Annotated in this window: 19 protein-coding genes and 2 tRNA genes; 8 read left to right on the forward strand and 13 right to left on the reverse strand. The window is 41.6% G+C overall.

Annotated features, from left to right (window positions below; all coding sequences use genetic code 11):
- Nucleotides 1-333 precede the first annotated feature (333 nt).
- Nucleotides 334-729 carry a hypothetical protein gene (locus KCG35_RS09365; RefSeq protein ID WP_215819434.1) on the forward strand — a complete coding sequence of 132 codons (396 nt, stop codon included), beginning with the start codon at nucleotides 334-336 and terminating at the stop codon, nucleotides 727-729.
- Between the two features lie 31 nt (nucleotides 730-760).
- Here the strand turns inward: KCG35_RS09365 and KCG35_RS09370 are convergent, their stop codons facing one another.
- Nucleotides 761-1,708 (reverse strand): ABC transporter substrate-binding protein, encoded by a 948-nt coding sequence (locus KCG35_RS09370; RefSeq protein ID WP_215819435.1) that lies wholly within the window; start codon nucleotides 1,706-1,708, stop codon nucleotides 761-763.
- 202 nt (nucleotides 1,709-1,910) lie between these two features.
- On the reverse strand, nucleotides 1,911-2,963 hold the full coding sequence (locus KCG35_RS09375) for an NAD(P)-dependent alcohol dehydrogenase (RefSeq protein WP_215819436.1): 1,053 nt from the start codon (nucleotides 2,961-2,963) through the stop codon (nucleotides 1,911-1,913).
- Nucleotides 2,964-3,190: 227 nt separating this feature from the next.
- Between KCG35_RS09375 and KCG35_RS09380 the strand changes: the two genes are divergently transcribed.
- On the forward strand, nucleotides 3,191-4,057 hold the full coding sequence (locus tag KCG35_RS09380; protein WP_215819481.1) for an AraC family transcriptional regulator: 867 nt from the start codon (nucleotides 3,191-3,193) through the stop codon (nucleotides 4,055-4,057).
- 21 nt (nucleotides 4,058-4,078) lie between these two features.
- Here KCG35_RS09380 and KCG35_RS09385 read toward each other — a convergent pair whose 3' ends face one another.
- The 10 genes from KCG35_RS09385 to KCG35_RS09430 all read right to left on the reverse strand — a co-directional run bounded on the left by KCG35_RS09385 (nucleotide 4,079) and on the right by KCG35_RS09430 (nucleotide 12,119).
- Nucleotides 4,079-4,696: a hypothetical protein gene (locus KCG35_RS09385; protein ID WP_215819437.1), complete on the reverse strand. Its 618-nt coding sequence runs from the start codon at nucleotides 4,694-4,696 to the stop codon at nucleotides 4,079-4,081.
- A 290-nt stretch (nucleotides 4,697-4,986) separates the two neighbouring features.
- Nucleotides 4,987-5,063: transfer RNA gene (locus KCG35_RS09390), tRNA-Met, on the reverse strand.
- 120 nt (nucleotides 5,064-5,183) lie between these two features.
- Entirely contained in the window at nucleotides 5,184-6,275 is a 1,092-nt protein-coding gene (ychF, locus tag KCG35_RS09395) for a redox-regulated ATPase YchF (RefSeq protein WP_215819438.1), read from the reverse strand.
- Between the two features lie 31 nt (nucleotides 6,276-6,306).
- Complete coding sequence (gene pth, locus KCG35_RS09400; protein WP_215819482.1) at nucleotides 6,307-6,900, reverse strand: aminoacyl-tRNA hydrolase; 594 nt, start codon at nucleotides 6,898-6,900, stop codon at nucleotides 6,307-6,309.
- 26 nt (nucleotides 6,901-6,926) lie between these two features.
- Nucleotides 6,927-7,553, reverse strand: a complete 627-nt coding sequence (locus KCG35_RS09405; protein ID WP_215819439.1) for a 50S ribosomal protein L25/general stress protein Ctc — start codon at nucleotides 7,551-7,553, stop codon at nucleotides 6,927-6,929.
- A 206-nt stretch (nucleotides 7,554-7,759) separates the two neighbouring features.
- Nucleotides 7,760-8,701 carry a ribose-phosphate pyrophosphokinase gene (locus KCG35_RS09410; RefSeq protein WP_215819440.1) on the reverse strand — a complete coding sequence of 314 codons (942 nt, stop codon included), beginning with the start codon at nucleotides 8,699-8,701 and terminating at the stop codon, nucleotides 7,760-7,762.
- Between the two features lie 61 nt (nucleotides 8,702-8,762).
- Nucleotides 8,763-8,837: transfer RNA gene (locus KCG35_RS09415), tRNA-Gln, on the reverse strand.
- 26 nt (nucleotides 8,838-8,863) lie between these two features.
- Nucleotides 8,864-9,718 carry a 4-(cytidine 5'-diphospho)-2-C-methyl-D-erythritol kinase gene (gene ispE, locus KCG35_RS09420; RefSeq protein ID WP_215819441.1) on the reverse strand — a complete coding sequence of 285 codons (855 nt, stop codon included), beginning with the start codon at nucleotides 9,716-9,718 and terminating at the stop codon, nucleotides 8,864-8,866.
- Nucleotides 9,719-9,742: 24 nt separating this feature from the next.
- Nucleotides 9,743-10,381, reverse strand: a complete 639-nt coding sequence (gene lolB / locus KCG35_RS09425) for a lipoprotein insertase outer membrane protein LolB (protein WP_215819442.1) — start codon at nucleotides 10,379-10,381, stop codon at nucleotides 9,743-9,745.
- A 19-nt stretch (nucleotides 10,382-10,400) separates the two neighbouring features.
- The gene (locus KCG35_RS09430; RefSeq protein WP_215819443.1) at nucleotides 10,401-12,119 is read right to left on the reverse strand and encodes a tetratricopeptide repeat protein; all 1,719 of its coding nucleotides are present in this window, start codon (nucleotides 12,117-12,119) and stop codon (nucleotides 10,401-10,403) included.
- A 388-nt stretch (nucleotides 12,120-12,507) separates the two neighbouring features.
- Between KCG35_RS09430 and hemA the strand changes: the two genes are divergently transcribed.
- From hemA to hemH, 6 genes are all read left to right on the forward strand, one after another.
- On the forward strand, nucleotides 12,508-13,761 hold the full coding sequence (gene hemA, locus KCG35_RS09435) for a glutamyl-tRNA reductase (RefSeq protein ID WP_215819444.1): 1,254 nt from the start codon (nucleotides 12,508-12,510) through the stop codon (nucleotides 13,759-13,761).
- A 58-nt stretch (nucleotides 13,762-13,819) separates the two neighbouring features.
- The gene (gene prfA, locus KCG35_RS09440; RefSeq protein WP_215819445.1) at nucleotides 13,820-14,905 is read left to right on the forward strand and encodes a peptide chain release factor 1; all 1,086 of its coding nucleotides are present in this window, start codon (nucleotides 13,820-13,822) and stop codon (nucleotides 14,903-14,905) included.
- Nucleotides 14,898-15,749, forward strand: a complete 852-nt coding sequence (prmC, locus tag KCG35_RS09445) for a peptide chain release factor N(5)-glutamine methyltransferase (RefSeq protein WP_215819446.1) — start codon at nucleotides 14,898-14,900, stop codon at nucleotides 15,747-15,749. Before prfA ends, prmC begins: the two co-directional genes overlap by 8 nt.
- Nucleotides 15,750-15,893: 144 nt before the next feature.
- Nucleotides 15,894-16,652: a HesA/MoeB/ThiF family protein gene (locus KCG35_RS09450; protein WP_215819447.1), complete on the forward strand. Its 759-nt coding sequence runs from the start codon at nucleotides 15,894-15,896 to the stop codon at nucleotides 16,650-16,652.
- 213 nt (nucleotides 16,653-16,865) lie between these two features.
- On the forward strand, nucleotides 16,866-18,050 hold the full coding sequence (gene nhaA, locus KCG35_RS09455) for a Na+/H+ antiporter NhaA (RefSeq protein WP_215819448.1): 1,185 nt from the start codon (nucleotides 16,866-16,868) through the stop codon (nucleotides 18,048-18,050).
- Between the two features lie 9 nt (nucleotides 18,051-18,059).
- Nucleotides 18,060-19,103 carry a ferrochelatase gene (hemH, locus tag KCG35_RS09460; RefSeq protein ID WP_215819449.1) on the forward strand — a complete coding sequence of 348 codons (1,044 nt, stop codon included), beginning with the start codon at nucleotides 18,060-18,062 and terminating at the stop codon, nucleotides 19,101-19,103.
- A 101-nt stretch (nucleotides 19,104-19,204) separates the two neighbouring features.
- On the opposite strand, the gene KCG35_RS09465 is transcribed toward hemH, so the two are convergent.
- Nucleotides 19,205-19,792 carry a YajG family lipoprotein gene (locus tag KCG35_RS09465; protein WP_215819450.1) on the reverse strand — a complete coding sequence of 196 codons (588 nt, stop codon included), beginning with the start codon at nucleotides 19,790-19,792 and terminating at the stop codon, nucleotides 19,205-19,207.
- Between the last annotated feature and the right edge of the window lie 233 nt (nucleotides 19,793-20,025).

Raw genomic sequence — 20,025 nt, forward strand, 5'->3', positions numbered from 1 at the left:
ATGCATTTGTCTTTGTCTTACTCCAAGAAAGGAAGCCTGAAGCTGATTAATAATCTTACAGAAGATGTGTCAGGCTAGTGAGGGTGTTGTAACTTAAGTTCATCACTTGCTTTAGAGGTGCCCTTTAATACCGAGTAGCTTTCAGTGATTTTATTGTTATACAGCTAGTAATTACCCGTATTGACCATTAAGTTTTGGGACGTTTAATCTACAGTCTTATTTGTCAGGGATCTGTCCACTTTATTAGTGTATAAGCTCACTGTATGAATCTTTAAAGCTACGATGTTAGTGCATCTCATTTGCTTGGCTCTGATAATATGGGTAGGGCTGAATATGATTGATAAAAAAAATGGTTTGAAGTTTTTAGCGTGTCTTTTTTTTACTAGTTATGGAAATATAGTGCAGGCTTCCAGTTTACTGAACATTGATATTGGCGACATAATTCAGAGTGAAGATTTATCATCAGACGTGGAACAAAAATATTCGACTCAAATAGATGAAAAAGGCTGTGTTTTTTGCCAGGGGAGCACTATTAAAAACGGTTCTTTTCCTCATGATGAAAAACTTGGTTATCCTGTAATTCGTGAGCACGAGAGAGTATATCATCAACAGTCAATGGAGCTGATAAATGACTACTTTGGTCAAGATAGTGCTATATCTATAGAGGAACAGAAAAACTATGAGTTAAAATATAAAAATAAATTGAAGGAACTAAAGAAAAAGCACTAACTCGAGTGTATCTTTTAAAGAGTAAAGGCGATTACAGTAAACACTTTGCTGAAAGCCACTGATTTATATTATTTTTGTAAGTTTGTAACCATTTTTTTGCGGCATCCATATAAGAGTAACGATCGTATTCGTAAAGAGCAGATGCTTCAGAAACCATTTGGTTGTTAAAGTTAATTCTTTTTATAAATTGGAATGCACAAGGCCATTTTTTAGGAAAGTGTTTAGATGTTGCTTTTTTAAGCCAACCATTTTTAGGGTTACCACAGTCCATTGTTTCATAGGGATTTGGTCCCCATTTAGGGGTCGAAATACATTCTGGCTCAAAGGGGGGGAACTCTACAAAGTTTCCTTCTACTCTACGCTCAACCCAATTTGGCGTCCAGTTCATAATAAGTAAAGGTGTTTGTTTTTTTATAGCGAGTAATATCGTTGGCCTGAAAGCTTCTCCGCCGATCTTTTTCAGTAGATAGTTTAGTTTAAGTGCACGAATGCGTTTGCCTTCTTGCTTATCCCAGGGACCTGTTATATATACACCTTTTAATCCTGAATAGTCCATAGTGAATAAATTTGAGCACTGATTCAATACAGTCCAACTAGGTAACCCAGGACAAAGTTTTTCGACATAAGCTGGATACCACCACTCTTCACGTGTTACAACATTGTGGGCTCCGGCATCAATGATAAGTTTTTGTTCAACCATTCTATTGAACTCTTTAGCCATTGTACCTTCCCAGACTTCAAGCTGTAAGTCAATTTCACCAAGCCGTAATGCACCCCATTGTTTATTGGTCGTTATTTCTCGGTAGAGAATTTTATAACCTTGTTTTTCCAATATATCTCCAATAGCGTAAGATATTACAATTTGACTTGCCCAGTCGTTTAACGCAATGGTGATTGGTGCTTTTTTCTGTTCTTGAGCTAATAATTTTGTAGGAACAGATAACAGAAAAAAGAGAGAGAGATAGGTTAGTTTTTTCATTAAAATAAAAGTTAGATTATTTGTTTAGAGAATAGCAGTATTAAGGTATATAGCATACTTGCTTTTAATGATTAATTTTGTTTTGAGTGAGTGATCGATTTAAAAAATAGTACTTTGTATTATTGTTTTTATTGACTATAAAAAACGCCCATTGAAATGAGCGTTTAGTGGCTGGTGGCTAATTTTATTTTTTAATGAATATTTAGTTTTTAAGGCTCGCCATGTCAATTACAAATCTATATTTTACATCGCCTTTTTTCATTCTTTCATAGGCTGAGTTAATATCTTGAATTTTAAGCATTTCAACGTCGCAGCTAATATCATGTTCTGCGCAGAAATCGAGAACTTCTTGCGTTTCAGGGATTCCTCCAATCAGCGAGCCTACAAGTATACGACGCTTCATGACTAAAACACTGGCTTGTAATGCGGGTTCGATAGGTTCTAATAGCCCAACTAGAATATGTACACCATCATATTTAAGGCAGTTAATGTATGGGTTTAAATCATGTTGAACAGGAATTGTGTCTAACAGAAAGTCAAAAGTTTCTGTTGCCGCAGCCATCTGCTCAGGGTCTCTGGAAATAATAACATGATCTGCACCTTGTTTTTTTGCTTCTGCTACTTTACTTTCTGAGCGGGTAAAAATAGTCACTTCAGCGCCCATAGCTTTGGCAAATTTAACCCCCATATGACCTAGGCCACCCATACCAAGTATTCCAACTTTATGTCCTGGTTGAATATTAAAGTGCTTAAGGGGAGAGTAGGTTGTAATGCCAGCACAAAGAATGGGAGCTGCTGTAGCAGGATCAAGTTGACTAGGTATGTTTAAAACAAAACGTTCACTGACAACAATATTTTCAGAATAACCACCATAGGTTATTTGTTGATCATGACGATCCTGTCCATTATAGGTACTGACCATACCCTCCTGACAGAACTGCTCCAGACCTTCGTTGCATGCAGAGCATATACGACAGGAGTCCACCATGCATCCTACGCCAACAGTATCGCCAACCTTAAAACGGGTTACATTGTTACCTACAGCAGTGATGTGTCCGATTATTTCATGGCCTGGCACTACGGGATAAATGCTCATTCCCCAGTCATTTTCGGCGAAGTGTATATCGGTGTGGCAAACGCCACAATAGTCTATCTCGATAGAGACATCGTCTTCTCTGAGTGTGCGTCGCTCAATGTTATGAGGCGCTAACCCTGATGTGTTTGACTGTGCTGCATAGGCTTTCGTAGTGGTCATATGTGTTTTTCCCTATTGAGAAAGAGAAGGGGGGAAAGGGTTCTCACCGCAGTTTTCGGTCTGACAATGATGTTGTCTTTATTGTGCTTGTTCTTGAATTGGTTGCCATCAACAAAAGTACGGTATTTTTGCCAATTCCTCCAAGTAGCTTCTCTTTACTTGAACTGAGAGGTTCACCAACGGCATACTGGAGTATGCTAGAAATAACCTTTTATGGTAGATTGAGTATGAATTGTCCAGTGATGATGGCGCTTATTCGTCTGTTGGTAAAACATGATGGAATCTCTGAAACGCTATTGCCTGAAGTGTCTCTTTTTTCGAGCCACAAACCACAGCCTAGAGTCCCTTTGATATACCAGCCTAGCCTGTGTATTGTTGCCCAGGGGCGCAAAATTGGCTATTTAGGTGATAGGGAGATTCATTACGACTCTGGTCATTATTTAGTACAAACCTTACCTTTACCTTTTGAATGTGAAACCTTCGCATCTGAAGAGGCACCTTTATTTGGCATGTCTGTCAGTATTGATGCAGCTACGCTAGCAGAGCTGGTACTCGCACTGGATGACCCTTTAGCTAATGACGATAATTCAGAACCTCCAAAACCAATGGGTTCAGTTGCGATGACAGTAGGCATGGAAGAGGCTGTCATACGACTTCTACGCGCTTTGCATGATCCTCAGGCAGCCAGAGTGATGGGGCGTAATAGAGTTAGGGAGGTTATTTTTGAAGCGCTTCAGGGAGAGCAGGGACCTGCATTACGAGCCTTAGTCGAAAACCAAGGGCACTATTCTCGAATTGTTCAAGTTTTGACTCAAATGCATTCAGAGCTGGCAGATGATATTTCGGTTGAGCAATTGGCACGGAGGGCGAATATGAGTCTTTCAACATTTCACCACCATTTTAAACAAGTTACCCGTTCTTCTCCTATACAGTACTTGAAAAGACTCAGATTAATTAAAGCACAGTTATTACTGAGCCATGATGAGTTTAATGTTACACAAACGGCTTCTGCTGTAGGCTATAAAAGTATTAATCAATTTAGTCGGGATTATAAGCGTTATTTTGGAGTGAGTCCTATCCAGGATAAAGTTTAGGTAAGATAGGACTCAGTCATATTAATTCGTTAAGCTGATAGCCGTATTAGTTTTGTCAAGAAAACCATCATCTTTTATTTGTTTTAAAAGGTAGCGGTACATATTTTTACGTACTTTGGGTACTACTGAAAAGTCATGGGATGGAAACGCAAATATCATAGGTAACCATTGAACTAAGGTGACAGAGTCCTTCAAAAGATATTTTTTCTGACGACCTTCTTTATTCTGAATAATCGCATTGACTTCATAGTTAGATGTTGCCCAGGATGGAATTGTATATAGGCTTAAACCTGTAATGAATGCTGGTATAAGGGCTGCAGGGTTGCCTGCTTCAGTAATTATTAGCTCAAGTTTTAGCTCTGCCTCAGGATCATTGGTTGATATACGGCTAAAATAACCTGATTTTTCAAGAACAGTTGTAAGCTCACCTTTAATAATATTTTGTGCGAATTCTGGCTGCTTGGATGGTTTTGAAAATCCTCCTTTTGCTAGAGACGTAAAAGAAAGTGATTTTTTATTTTTGATATTAATATTTGATTTATCTAGCGATGTACTGGGTATATTGCCTCCTTCGTACATTGCACAGCCAGAGATAAGTGAAATTAAATATACAATTATTAGCGTTGCAAGTTTATTCATTTTTTTACTGCTATTAGATAAGGATAAAGTTATTAATAGAAAGGAGAGGTATTTTAGTGGCAATATTAAATTTTTAAATTGTTGTTTTGGGTACTTCTGAATATAAATGATTTAAGTCAAACTTAGAGCTGGCTATTTTAAGTTTTAAATACTGAACATAGCATTCAGGGAAGTTAAGTTTTGTTGAAGTCAAAGTGAATACGACAGACTAAAAGGTGAGTGAAAATAAGTGATGATGGGCTGGTTTTCAGACAAAAAAAAGACCGACATGTTGTCGGTCTTTTAAAATATGGTAGCTACGAGTGGATTTGAACCACTGACCCTCGCATTATGAATGCGATGCTCTAACCAACTGAGCTACGTAGCCAAAGGATGGCGCGTATTTTAGGGGTTTTATGTTTAATGTCAACCCCTTGTAATGCTCTTTTTAACCTATCAATGTTTATAGCCCTAGCTTGCATTATATATGCTTGGCAAAGGTTATAGGTTACACATTAAAACGGAAGTGGATAACATCACCATCTTGTACAATATAGTCTTTACCTTCAAGGCGCCACTTTCCAGCCTCTTTAGCGCCTGACTCACCATTGTGAGAAATAAAGTCATTGTAGCTGATGACTTCAGCACGGATAAAACCTTTTTGAAAGTCTGTATGAATCACTCCAGCTGACTCAGGTGCTGTTGCGCCGATTTTGGTCGTCCAGGCTCTTACTTCTTTTACACCAGCCGTGAAGTAAGTTTGTAAGCCGAGTAATTGATAACCTGCTCTGATAACCCGATCTAAACCTGGCTCTTCCATACCTAAATCAGCAAGGAACTCGTCACGCTCTTCATCTTCAAGCTCAACAATTTCTGCCTCAAGTTTGTTGCAGATAGGAACAACTACAGCACCTTCTTTAGCTGCAATGTCTTCGACCACTTTTAAATAAGGATTGTCAGTAAAGCCATCTTCATTGACATTAGCAATGTACATCGTTGGCTTTGTGGTTAACAGGTGGAATTGCTTGATTTGCGCTTGCTCATCTTCTGTAAGAGAGAGTGAACGAACTGGAAGTCCTTCATTTAAGTGAGGAATGAGCTTTTCAAGCATTGCTTTTTGCTTGATCGCATCTTTATCACCACTTTTAGCCACTCTTACGACTCGTTGTAATTGGCGCTCAACACTTTCTAAATCAGCCAAGGCAAGTTCAGTATTAATGACTTCGATATCACTGGCTGGGTCTACCTGATTGGATACATGAATGACATTGCTGTCTTCAAAGCAGCGTACAACATGAGCAATTGCATCAGTTTCGCGGATATTAGCAAGAAATTGATTGCCTAATCCTTCGCCCTTTGACGCGCCCTCAACCAAGCCTGCGATATCAACAAATTCCATAGTGGTAGGAATTACTCGCTCTGGTTTTACTATTTCTGCTAACGCATTTAGTCGGGAATCAGGCATAGGAACTACACCTGAGTTAGGCTCAATTGTGCAGAAAGGAAAGTTTTCAGCGCCAATGCCTGCTTTGGTCAGTGCATTAAATAGAGTGGATTTACCAACGTTAGGTAAACCAACGATACCGCAGTTAAAACCCATGGTGTGTGTTCCTTTCGCTTGAAAAGTATGTTTAGCCTTTAAAACGGTGCAACTGTTGTACTGCTAATTGCCAGGAGCCAGAGATTGCTTCAGGTAAAAGGTGAATTGCCTCATGGGTGACTGCATCAATTAAATCCTGTTCTTGTCGTGGCGCACGATTTAACACAAAGCCAACAACTTGCTCTTTAACACCTGGATGACCAATGCCGATACGCAGGCGGAAAAAATCCTTGCAGTTTCCCAGCTTGTTAATGATGTCTCGCAGGCCATTGTGACCACCATGACCACCACCTTGTTTCAAGCGGGCAGTTCCTGGCGGTAAATCTAATTCATCATGGACAACAAGAATGGCTTCAGGAGGGATTTTGTAAAAATGAGCGTAAGTTTGAACGGCTTTACCACTAAGATTCATGTATGTAGTAGGGATAAGCAAATGTAGGGTTTGCCCTTTAACCTTAACTTGCGCCACTTCTCCGTGGAATTTTTTCTCGGGGTGAAGGGTTACACCATAATTCCGTGCTAACCCTTCAACAAAGATAGCGCCAGCATTGTGCCGAGTATTAACATACTCGGCACCAGGATTCCCTAGGCCGACAACTAACTGAATGTTTGCTTCGGGGATCATTTTAGCCATGTTGGCAAAACCTCAGATTACTCTGCAGAAGTTTCTTCGTCAGCAGAGCCTTCTTCTGCAGAAGCTCGTGTGGTTTGAACAACGGCAACAGGTGCATCGTGGTCTGTACCATGAGATAGTTCAACCAGCTCAACGCCTTTTGGCAGTTTTAGGTCTGACAAATGAATGTTTTGGCCTATTTCAACCTCAGTCATATCTACTTCTATGAACTCAGGCAAGTTTGCTGGCAGACAGCGAACTTCAACTTCAACTGCAGAGTGAGCAACAACACCACCAGCTTTTACACCAACGTTTTTATCTTCGTTAATGAAGTGTAAAGGTACGTGAGTAGTAATTTTCTGGTTAGCACTGACACGCAAGAAGTCAGCATGCATGATGAAACCTTTAGCAGGATGACGCTGAAGGTCTTTTAGAATCACTTGCTCTTGTTGGCCATCAAGCTCAAGCGTTAGGATGTGAGAGTAGAACGCTTCATTTTCCAGAGCTTTAGCAATATCTTTTTGAGTAATTGCTGCTTGAGTTGGGGCTTTTTCACCACCATATACAATAACTGGAACTAGTTGCGCTTCTCGACGCAGGCGGCGGCTCGCACCTTTCCCTACATCTTCACGCTTTTCCAGTGTTAAAGAAAATTCGTTGGACATTGAAACTCTCCTAAACTAAATCAAATACACTGTGATCTCTCGCGACCAAGAGCACAGCAATAGAGCGCCTGTGAAAAGGCGCGCGAATGATAACCTATTTTTAAGGCCCTTGCTCGCATTTTTTAAGGTTTTGCTGACAACTGGGGAGAGTGGAGGTAAGTAATTTACCTCCACAAGTTTAGATCTGCTTGAATGAGAATGCTAAATCAACGGAATAGGGCGCTGATAGATTCTTCATTGCTAATTCGGCGAACAGATTCAGCAATCAGATGTGACATATCCAATTGACGAATTTTGCTGCACTGCTTAGCTGCTGATGACAGGGGGATTGTGTTGTGGACAACCAGCTCATCAAGTTGGGATGAGTTAATGTTATCCATCGCACGTCCAGAGAGAACAGGGTGCACACAGTAAGCCAGAATTCTGGAGGCACCTTTTTCTTTCAGTACGCGAGCTGCCTGACAAAGTGTTCCGGCAGTATCAACCATATCATCAACCAAAATACAGGTGCGTCCATCAACATCGCCAATGATATTCATTACCTCGGCCTGATTCGCAGCAGGACGACGTTTATCAATGATGGCTAGATCTGTATTGAGTTTTTTGGCGATAGCGCGTGCGCGTACCACACCACCAATATCAGGTGAGACAATGATGAGGTCTTCAATCCGTTGCTGGGAAATATCATCCAGCATGATGGGTGAACCATAAATATTGTCCACAGGAATATCGAAGAAGCCCTGGATTTGATCTGCGTGTAAATCAACCGTCAATAATCGGTCAATGCCTACTGTGGTGATCATGTCGGCAATCACTTTGGCGCTAATGGGGACACGGGTAGATCGAGGGCGTCTATCTTGGCGAGCATAGCCAAAATAGGGGACAACAGCAGTTATGCGGTTGGCGGAGGAGCGGCGTAAGGCGTCAGCCATAACGATCAGCTCCATTAAGTTGTCATTAGTGGGTGCGCAGGTGGACTGAATAATAAAAACATCCTTTCCACGGACATTTTCATTAATTTCTACAGCGACTTCTCCATCACTGAAGCGACCGACGTAAGCGCGACCAAGGGGAATACTTAAGTGATCGACAACCTTCTGAACCAGATCCGGGTTTGAGTTGCCCGCGAAGACCATCATTTTAGACACGGTAATTACCTTTTTGGTCATGTTTTTTGATGGGTTGGGATGGATGATGTGAAACTTAATTTGGCTGGGGTGGGAGGATTCGAACCTCCGCATGACGGGATCAAAACCCGTTGCCTTACCGCTTGGCTACACCCCAATGTCTTGTGTGTTACCGGGTGCGAATTATATTGAATTCGTCCGGCTTTGCAAGTGTTTATGTAACATTGATTGGTTACATCCTCTTGCAAGGAAGGTTTGCAGATCATCCGGCAGCTGCTTTAAAGCTTGTTCGGCGCTCTGTCTGTTTGCAAAAGTTGCAAATAAACAAGCACCTGTTCCGGTCAATCTTGTCGGGGCCAGATTATTAAGCAATTTGAAAACTTTATCAACCTCTGGATATTGCTTTCTAACAATTGCCTCGCAGTCGTTTCTGGCACCCCGCTGCAAGTAGGCGGCAACTGTAATAGGATCAGAGTCTCTTGTCAAATCCTGATGTTGAAAAATTTTAGCTGTACTAATGTGGCAGTTTGGTTTAACTAAAATAAACCAAGTTTCTGGCAGCTCTATGGGGGTAAGTTGTTCACCAACTCCTTCTGCCCAGGCTGCATGTCCATGGATAAACACAGGGATATCAGCTCCAAGCTTTAGTCCCAGTTCGGCAAGTTTTGTATCTGAGAGGTGGGTTTGCCAAAGTATATTTAGACCATGTAAGACAGTCGCAGCATTAGAGCTACCTCCGCCAACACCTCCTCCCATAGGTAAGCATTTTTTAATTGAAATATCAGCACCAAGAGAAGAGTTTGTTGCTGATTGGAGTATTTTTGCAGCTTTGATCGCTAAATTATCGCTATCAGCCAGGCCAGGAAAAGGAGTCAGTAAATTGAGCTTTCCATCGTCTCGCGTTGTTATCGTGACTTCATCGGATAAATCAAGAAACTGAAATAAGGTTTGGAGTTGATGATAGCCATCAACTCTGCGACCTAAAATGTGAAGAAACAAATTTAGTTTTGCTGGGGCGGGTAGTGTTAATTGCTGCATAGGTATGGATTACATGAGTCCTGATTAAAATTGCCATTCACTAATGATGAAGGTTAATTTGTACTGGTCATTACTCACTCGAATCTTTCTAGGCAGCCAGAGACTATTATACTGCTGGTAATCAAAGTACTTAATTTTCCAGCCATTTTGTTTTATTTCAGCAAGAAGGCCTTGCTCGTTAAGATTAGGCTGGGTATCACTGGATGGGTCAGGAATACCTTTAATCCAGTACTGCATATTAGAAATGGGTAGTGTCCAGCCAAGTTCACGTGCAAGTAACTGCTCTGGGCTATCAGCAGTAAACAACCTAGAATCTGCTGTATTCATGACAACCCAGCCAGGTTTACCCATGATTTCAGCAACACCCTGACCTAAAGGCCCTGATAAGCGAATAGTATATAGGTGGCTTTGTTGTTCCCAATCTAAGTAGGCACTGGAACTGTCATTTGGAGTGCGAATACCCAGTTTACCTTCTAATGACCAGGTATTTATTTTCGATAGCTGTTGTTGATGTTGTAGCCAATACTTTTCTCGTTCATTAAGGTTAAGCGTCTGCTTTTCTTTATCAAATGGCCAATAATCTGTTTTTACGTTTTGCAATAGAGAACATCCACTGGCAAGTAATGTCAGTGTCACTATAAGAGTTGAGCGAAATGTCTTCATAAGATAGTTTGGTTAAAATCTATGGTTTTTGTACGTTGAGGCGTTGCATAGTGCTTTGCAGAATTTCACTATCTGGCTTTTCTTGCAGGGCTTTTTGCCACACATCGAGGGCTTCTTGTTTATTGCCCATTGCCCATAATACTTCACCTAAATGTGCCGCAACTTCGTGGTCTGGAAATGCAACAAATGCTTTACGAAGTAAAGTTAACGCTTTTTGATAGTTACCAAGGCGAAACTCTACCCAACCCAAGCTATCAATAACAGCAGGGTCATTGGGAGTAATGCTATAGGCTTGCTCAATTAATTTTTTAGCTTCTTGCAGGCGACTGGTTTTATTTGCCAGGGTGTAGCCTAGTGCATTTAATGCCAGTGCATTACTGGGGTCCAGTTTAATAATTGAACGAAGATCTGCTTCTAAAAGCTCAAGGTTGTCCATTTTTTCAGCAATCATTGCGCGTGCGTAGCGGAGGTTAATATGGTTCGGCTCCGTTTGTAACGCTTGGTCAAGGGTGCGCTTGGCTTCAGGGTAGACTTGCTGATTACTGTATGCCTCGGCTTCAATCATATAAAGCTGTGCTGAAAGTTTAGGGAATTTTTTACGCGCTTGATTAAAGTGATCAGAAATAGCTTTGTTTTGATTTCTTTCTAATAAAATTAATGCTAGCTGATAGTAAGCCTGGGAAAACTCCTGGCTTGGTTCGACCTCGGTATAAAATTGGATAGCTTCATCAAATTGTTTCTGCTCTTCAGCAATACGGCCAAGATAATAGTTTGCAGCATTGCTTAGTTGTTTATCATTACGTAGCTGGCTGAAATAACTTGCTGCTTTTTCATACATTTCGTTTTCTAGGGTAATTAACCCCAATGAAAAAATGATTTTTGAGTCATTAGGTGAAAGTTTTTGCAGCTTGGTAAACTGTGTTTGGGCTTCATCTAGCTTTTTCTGATGGATCAAGGTGCGTGCATAGAGAAGATGAAGGCGTACATCGTCACCATGCGTTTTGAGTGCTTTAGCTAGGTAACTTTCTGCTTCTTCATATTTTTTCAGATGGATAAGTAAACGTCCCTTGAGGTTGATGGCTTTTGGTGTTGGCTTGCCATCATCCAAGACTTCTTCAACCAGCTCCAGACTTTGCTGGTATTGTTCGTTTTGCTCTAACAGTAATGCTTTAGCAAAGCGTAGTTGTATATTTTCAGGATACTTCGCTAGTGCTTTATTAAACATAGCAATGAGTTTGGTACGTTCTGAATTTGGTAGTTCTGCAGCGTTTAGCGCAATAAAGTCAAAGTGGGTTTCTCCGTCTAATGCCAACGAGTCAAGCATTGCTTGTAGGGCAGTTTCGAACTGACCGTTATAGCTTAAGTGAATGGCTTTGGCTTGGAGTGCGCGGGTATTTTGGGGGTCAGTTTCACTCCACAATGATGCCGCTTGGAGAGCTGCCTGCTTGGCACCAATATACTGGGCGATTTGGTAAGCGCGTTCTGCAACACCTGGGTCTTTGGTCTTTTGGGCTTCACGCAGATAGTTGCCCAGCCCAATATCAAAGCGTTGTTGCTTATTCGCCAGTTCTGCTAGTAGCAAAGCATATAAGGTATCTGGACTGAATGAGGCTGTAGGTGGTGCTTCGGTTTGCTGTGATGTTTCTTTATTCTCGGAAGGTTTGAGCCCGGTACAACCTGCGAGTGTGGCACAAAGGGTAACTGTTATTAAGAGTGTTCCATTGCGAAGTGTGGTCATCAATGTTTAATACCTACGTAATCGATAGTTCGCCAGTCACTTACCAAGCACAAAAACGCCTGTCTCATTGGTTTTATGTAAAGCCAAGCAAATCAAGTCTTATTTTAGAAAGAAACATTCTCATGGTTTTTTTGAATGTTCACATTGGCAGTTTTAGGGGTATTCTGCAAGTGTAGACTGATTGATTGATAAACTGTTCAATGCAGACGCAATATTTTGTAATCCTTACAGGCTGGTTGCAGTTATAGGTTATTCATAGGAAAATTCGCGGGCTTTGAGCCTAAGAATAAGTTAAGTTCGGTATTGTCGAGCTGTAAAAACTGATGTTATACCCTTCGCTAGGGGTATATTAATGCTGTGAGCTAGTCCTGATAATTAGTGAAGTGATATGGGTTTTTTGGCGCTGGGAATAAATCATAATACGGCAAGCATTGCGATGCGTGAGCGCGTATCGTTTACGCCTGAGCGATTGCAGGATGCGTTGTTGTCAGCCCAGAAAGTAACAGGCGTCAGAGAAACAGCCATACTTTCGACCTGTAACCGAACAGAAATCTATTGCTCGCTTGACCAGGTTCAGCCTAGTGCACTGCTCCACTGGCTCTCGGAGTATCATCACTTACATAGTGAAGATATGAGTAACTACACATACTGTCACCTACAGGAGCAGGCCGTTCAACATCTTATTCGTGTAGCCTGTGGCTTGGACTCTATGGTGTTGGGAGAGCCACAAATTCTGGGTCAAATTAAGACCGCTTATGCTCAAGCACAAGAAGCGGGTACTGTTGGACCTGCATTGCGGCGCCTGTTTCAGACTTGTTTTGCTGTTGCAAAGCAAGTACGAACTCAAACCACTATTGGCCAGAATCCAGTTTCTGTCGCTTATGCTGCTGTGTCGCTGGCTCGACAAATCTTTGCTGATTTATCAGAAACATCTGTATTGCTTATTGGTGCTGGGGAAACCATTGAGCTTGTCGCTCGACACTTATTTGATACCAACGTTAAAACTATTATTTTTGCCAATCGCACTTTAGATCGGGCAGCTCAATTAGCGGACAAGTTCAATGCTCAGTCAATTGCGCTGGCGGATATTCCCGATTACCTTGCCAAAGTGGATATAGTGATTGCTTCAACGGCTAGTCAGCTACCGGTGTTGGGTAAAGGTGCTACTGAACGAGCATTAAAAATTCGTAAGCATCGCCCAATGTTTATGGTTGATTTGGCGGTTCCTAGAGATATCGAACCGGAGGTCAGTGAACTCGCTGATGTATATTTATACACCGTTGATGATCTTCGAGAAGTAATTAATGAAAATGTTCGACAGCGAGAACAAGCAGCATCTGAAGCAGAAAAACTGGTGATTGATGGTGCTGCAGAATTTATGCTCAAGCTGAAAGAGCTTGATGCTATTGATGTGCTCAAAGCTATTCGAAGAAAAGCTGATATGCTCAAAGAAGCTGAGCTAGAGAAAGCCCAACGTCAATTAAAGAATGGGGCAGACCCTGAGGCTGTGTTAGCACAGTTTGCACGTGCACTGACCAATAAATTAACCCATGCACCCAGTGTGCAAATCAAGAAAGCAGGGGCTGAAGGAAGGATGGATTTGGTCAATTGGGCACAGCACCTTTTTGAAACTGATCAATAGCCCCTGAATCTATACCTGTTATTTTATTAAAGCATTAACACTTGAAAGTCTGAGGATCATGAAGCCTTCTATTCACGCTAAATTAGAAAACCTGGCCGAGCGCTATGAAGAATTGGCCGCACTCTTAAGTGATGCTGAAGTCATTACTGACCAGGAGCGATTTCGTAAATTCTCTAAAGAGTATGCCGATTTAGAGGATGTTGTCAGTTGCTTTAAAAAGTATCAACAAGCCAAAGAAGATCACGAAGAAGCTGAAGCTTTAGCCAAAGATGGCGATGCAGAAATGCGGGAAATGGCTCAGGAAGAGTTGGCAACAACGGCAAAGCTAATTGAGGACCTTGAGCAGGAACTGCAGGTTTTACTATTGCCGAAGGATCCGAATGATTCCCACAATATTTTTCTGGAAATTCGTGCAGGAACAGGTGGTGATGAAGCAGCAATTTTTGCAGGCGACTTGTTTCGTATGTATAGCCGCTTTGCTGAACAACAAAAGTGGAAAGTTGAAGTTGTAAGCACTAATGAAGGTGAACATGGTGGTTATAAAGAAATCATAAGTCGTGTAGTCGGTGAAGGTGTTTATGGGAAGTTGAAGTTTGAATCAGGAGCTCACCGTGTACAGCGTGTGCCTGAAACAGAGTCACAAGGCCGTATTCATACTTCAGCATGTACTGTTGCGATCATGGCTGAACCTGATGAAATAGAGCAGGTAGAAATCAATAAAGCAGATTTGCGTGTTGATACTTTCCGAGCTTCTGGTGCTGGTGGACAGCACGTCAACAAAACAGACTCTGCCATTCGTTTAACTCATCTACCAACAGGCATTGTTGTTGAATGCCAGGATGAGCGCTCTCAGCATAAAAACCGGGCAAAAGCGATGTCTTTACTGGCGGCAAAGCTAAACTCTGCAGTTGAAGAAGTGGCTCGTAAAGAAGTGGCTGATCAGCGCAAGAGTCTGGTGGGTAGTGGCGATCGTTCAGAGCGGATTAGAACGTATAACTATCCACAAGGGCGGGTTACTGATCATCGTATAAATCTAACGTTGTATAAGCTGCCAGAAGTAATGGAAGGGTCTTTAAACTCAGTAATACAGCCACTGCTTCATGAGCATCAGGCTGAGCTACTGGCATCAATGAGTGATGACTGAGTTAACGATTGCTCAAGCTCTGGCGATGGCCCGTGACTTGGAAGCAGTTTGTGATGAGCCAGAAGTGGATGTGGAGCACTTGTTGTGTTTTGTCTTGCAGCAGCCTCGCAGTTACTGCTTTACCTGGCCAGAAAAAACACTGTCTAACGAGCAGCAAGCTGTTTTTATAGCACTGTTAAATGCACGGAAATCAGGCCAGCCTGTTGCTCATTTAGTGGGGGAAAGAGGGTTTTGGAAATTTGACCTTGAGGTGTCAAGTGCCACCCTCATTCCACGTGCGGATACAGAGCTATTGGTTGAAACTGTGTTGCAGCATCATGCTAAAGTGCAAGGTAACCATGTGCTGGACTTAGGCTCTGGCACGGGTGCTATTGCATTGGCACTTGCCTATGAACGCCCTAACTGGCACGTGTTGGGGGTGGATGTTGTGCCAGAAGCGGTATCTTTAGCCAAGCGAAATCAGCAGCGGATTGGCATCAACAATATTCAGTTTTTTGAAAGTGACTGGTTTGCTGCTATTCCAAAAACAGAGCAGTTCAATATTATTGTCAGTAATCCCCCGTATATTGATGCCTGTGATCCTCACTTATTGAAAGGGGATGTTCGTTTTGAACCAAAATCTGCTTTAGTTGCTGAGCAAAAAGGTATGGCGGCAATTAATCATATTGCGTTGACGAGTACACGCTATTTGAAGTCTGATGGTCGCCTGTATTTTGAGCATGGTTTTCAACAGGCTGAAGCAGTACGACAGTTGTTAACCAAACTAGGTTATACACAGGTGCAGTCAGCATTTGATTTTGGTGGGAATGAGCGTATTACTTGGGGGATATGGCCCTCTTGTTAATCTACTCCAGTTATGGGCTTCTGATGATGGCTATTAAGTCATCATCAGTTGTATTTCGTCTTCCATGGTTATGCTGAAATATTTCGCGTTGGCTAGCTTGTCCAGTTGCTGTGAAGAGGTCTATCTGTCGAAGGAAATTACCCTATGCTAAGTGATGAAGAGCTGCTCCGGTATAGCCGTCAAATTATGCTACCGGATGTTGATATTCAAGGGCAGGAAACGTTAGCAAAATGTTGCGTTGCGATTGTTGGTCTTGGTGGGTTAGGTTCACCAGTGAGTATGTATCTTGCAGCAGCTGGAGTGGGTGAGTTAGTCTTGGTTGATTTTGACCAAGTGGATATGTCTAATTTACAGCGACAAATAGTGCATTGTACTGAGTCGATCGGTATGGATAAAGTGCTTTCAGCAAGCAAAGCACTTAAACAGCTTAACCCTGCAACACAGATTTTTACGGTAAAAAGCCAACTTACGCAAACGGAGTTACCTGATGAACTCCAGCAAGCAGATGTCATTGTCGATGCGACAGATAACTTCACAACACGTTATGTGTTAAATAAGTTCTGTGTTCATCATAAAAAGCCTTTAGTTTCTGGGGCCGCTATAGGTCTTTCAGGGCAGGTAACTGTGTTTGATACGAGGGAGTCAAGCTCTCCATGCTATCACTGTTTATATCCAGAAGGACATGAAGAGCAACCTATGACCTGTAGTGAGTCTGGGGTTTTAGCTTCAGTTGTTGGGATGATTGGTACAGTACAGGCAACAGAAGTGATTAAGCTATTGATTGGCTTTGGCACGACACTGGTTGGACGTTTATTGGTACTGGATGCGAAGCATATGGAGTGGCGTTCACTTAAACTGACGAAAGATACTCAATGCAAAGTGTGTGGAGTCCAGACATCATAAGCGGTATTTCGGACCAACGTTTCTGACAAATTAAGCCTGATACAACGACACATTTTTTAGAATAACTACAAAAGCTTTAAATTATGAGAGTGCTATGAAAATGAGCAGTATGCAGGGTAGCATCTATCTGTCTTGTTAATATATGCTGGCCTTTTAATATAGCTTAAGTGATGCTAGTGATAAATTTTCGATGTTGTTTATTCAGGGGTATCAATGATTGAAAAAATAAAGCACTTTTTACACAAAGAGCCAGCCAGTGGCATAATTATGGTGCTTGCCGCAATTTTGGCACTGATTTGTGTCAACTCACCATTATCCTATATTTATGATCAGCTTTTGTCAGTCGAGCTTGTGATTAAAATTGGTAAGCTAGGCGTCGATAAACCAATTTTGTTGTGGATTAATGATGGCTTGATGGCTGTTTTTTTTCTAGTTGTTGGGCTTGAGGTAAAACGTGAATTTTTGTCTGGTGAGTTGTCCTCTCCCAGTAAAGTACTCTTACCTGCTGTGGCTGCAGTGGGAGGCATGGTAGCACCTGCCGCTGTGTATGTGTTAATGAATTACGAGGATCCTTTAGCTCTCCAGGGTTGGGCTATTCCTGCGGCAACAGATATTGCATTTGCACTTGGTGTGCTTTCTCTATTAGGCAATCGCGTTCCACCTTCACTAAAAATCTTTTTAATGGCGCTGGCAATTATTGATGATCTGGGAGCGATTATTATTATTGCTATATTTTATTCCAGTGACTTATCAATAGAATCCATTATTGCCGCTTCAATTTGCCTGGTGACATTAATACTGCTTAATCGCTTTAAAGTTTTGCGTTTAGGGCCTTACATGGTTGTAGGAACAATTATGTGGGTGTGTGTCTTAAAGTCTGGCGTTCACGCAACATTAGCGGGTGTACTTATTGCGTTCACAATTCCGCTAAGGACGGGAAATCACACAGTGCTTTCGCCTTTACATAAACTGGAAACAGGGCTTCATGGCTGGGTGGCCTTTGCTATTTTACCTATTTTTGCCTTTGCAAATGCAGGGGTTGGTTTAAGTATGGATGATTTAAAGTCAGTAACTGACTCAATTCCCTTGGGGGTAATTGGTGGACTGTTTATAGGTAAACAATTAGGTGTATTTGGTTTCACCTGGTTATTGGTTAAGTTGGGTTTAGCTACACTCCCTAGCCATGCAACATGGCGGCAGCTATATGGGGTTGCTTTATTATGTGGTATTGGCTTTACCATGAGCTTGTTTATAGGCTCACTGGCATTTGAGCAGCTTGGTAGTGATTATCTAATGACTGACCGTATCGGAATTTTATTTGGGTCTTTATTGTCAGGTATTGCTGGTTACCTTGTGCTTAAAGACGCTCCCAATAATCAAAAGTCATTAGCCAACTAAGGACGACTAATGGAAGGGCGTGCAGTACTTTTAGTTAATCTTGGCTCACCTGATTCGCCGTCAGTCACTGATGTTCGTCGTTATCTAAATCAGTTCCTGATGGACAAATATGTTATTGATCTTCCTTATCTTCTGAGACGACTGATTGTGAGTGGTTTTGTTTTGCCACACCGTCCTAAGCAGTCAGCTGAGGCGTATGCCAGTATTTGGTGGCCAGAAGGTTCACCGTTGAAAGTACTGACTGGACGGTTGACTGAACAGTTGGCAAATAAAACACATGCGGTATGTGTGCGTTATGCCATGCGTTATGGATCGCCCAGTATTGAGCAGGAGCTAGTGAATTTAGCCAGTCGAGTTGATGTAACAGAAGTGCTTGTTATACCTCTTTACCCTCACTATGCGATGTCTACAGTCAAAACATGTGTCGTTGAATTAGAGCGTATTGTTCGTGATCAAGAGATACGTTTACCCGTTTATGTACACCCCGTGTTTTATGAAGATGATGCGTATATTGATGCATTGTACAAAGTGGCAAAGCCTTTTCTTCAGGCGTCTTATGATCACTTGCTTTTTAGTTATCATGGTGTGCCAGAGCGACATATTCGTAAAGATGACCCAACAGGTACTTACTGCTTGTCTTCTGCTGATTGTTGTCAACAAAACTCAGCCGTGCACTCGACCTGCTATCGAGCTCAGGTATTTAAAACCACTGAAGCCTTTGTCGCAAAAGCAGGAATTGAAAAGAATAAGTATTCTGTTGCTTTTCAGTCTCGTTTAGGTAAAGCCAAATGGTTGGAGCCTTACACAAGTAAACAGCTGGTTTCGTTAGCTGATCAGGGGGTGAAAAAGCTGTTAGTGATGTGTCCAGCCTTTGTTTCTGATTGTTTAGAAACTTTGGAAGAAATTGCAATTCAAGGTGAGGAAATATTTAAGGCTGCGGGAGGTGAGTCTTTAACGCTGATCCCTTGCCTTAACGATCATGACGCTTGGACTGATGTATTGGCATCATGGTGGCAAAAGTCACCTGCCAAGCTGTCCAGAGTTAAAGTATAAGACTAAGCACAAAATGAAGTAGATTGGATACCACTATCAAAATATCAATTGAGCTAAGTGTTGATAGTGGTATCTAACTTCTTTTGGCCTGTAATAGTGGCTTATGGGTTTGAGCGCATAAACCTAATCAAGCTTTGATCGTTAAACATACGACTTAAGCCATCATTTAACAGGTCATTAATAATTTCTTGGTTTTTTACATCAGATGGTGCTTTTACGACACGATGTTTAGCAGAGGATTGATAGCGTCCTGTGTATCGTTTTAAGCCAATTTCAGCAACGGCTTTAACTGTTGCAGAGACATTAACTTGAGTGACATAGTTATTGTCTGGTGTGTCGTAGTTTATTTCTTCAATGTACACATTGAACTTCACACTAGGGTTTTGGTTGTCGATTCGCATTTCCATTTGCAGTAACCCTTGTTCTACAGCATGTTTGATGGCTCTAGAAAGGTCATTATGAATCGTGATTGTACTTGTTTTATCGTATAACCCACCTCGTGTCCCCAATACTTTCGTTGGGCGACTGTCCTGTACATTAACGGTTACCGTACGTTGCACAACAGGTACACGTGTTGGTAGTGTGATCGTAGGGTTTACATCAATTTGCTGGGGAGACAAGACGCAGCCAGTCATGGCAAGTAGTATGGATAAACCCAGGCATATTGCAGATATCATTTTTTTCATCATACTAGTTCATCGCTTTGTCAGACTTAACCAAACGTGTTGTGTAGCTTTCACCATTTAAGTAAAAAGCAAAACACTAAGGTAACGTTTTAAATAAATGGCATAGTGTGATAATCGACATTAGAGGTTTTTCTAACCCCTTTCATCGTTAATCAATCGTTCTATTTTAGATTTAGTATAAAAAACCATAAGATAGATTAAATGTCAGGTCACTCACTTTAGACACTGTTTTGGTC

Origin of the sequence: Zooshikella harenae (assembly GCF_018837975.1) — a bacterium.
Classification (GTDB): Bacteria; Pseudomonadota; Gammaproteobacteria; order Pseudomonadales; family Zooshikellaceae; genus Zooshikella; species Zooshikella harenae.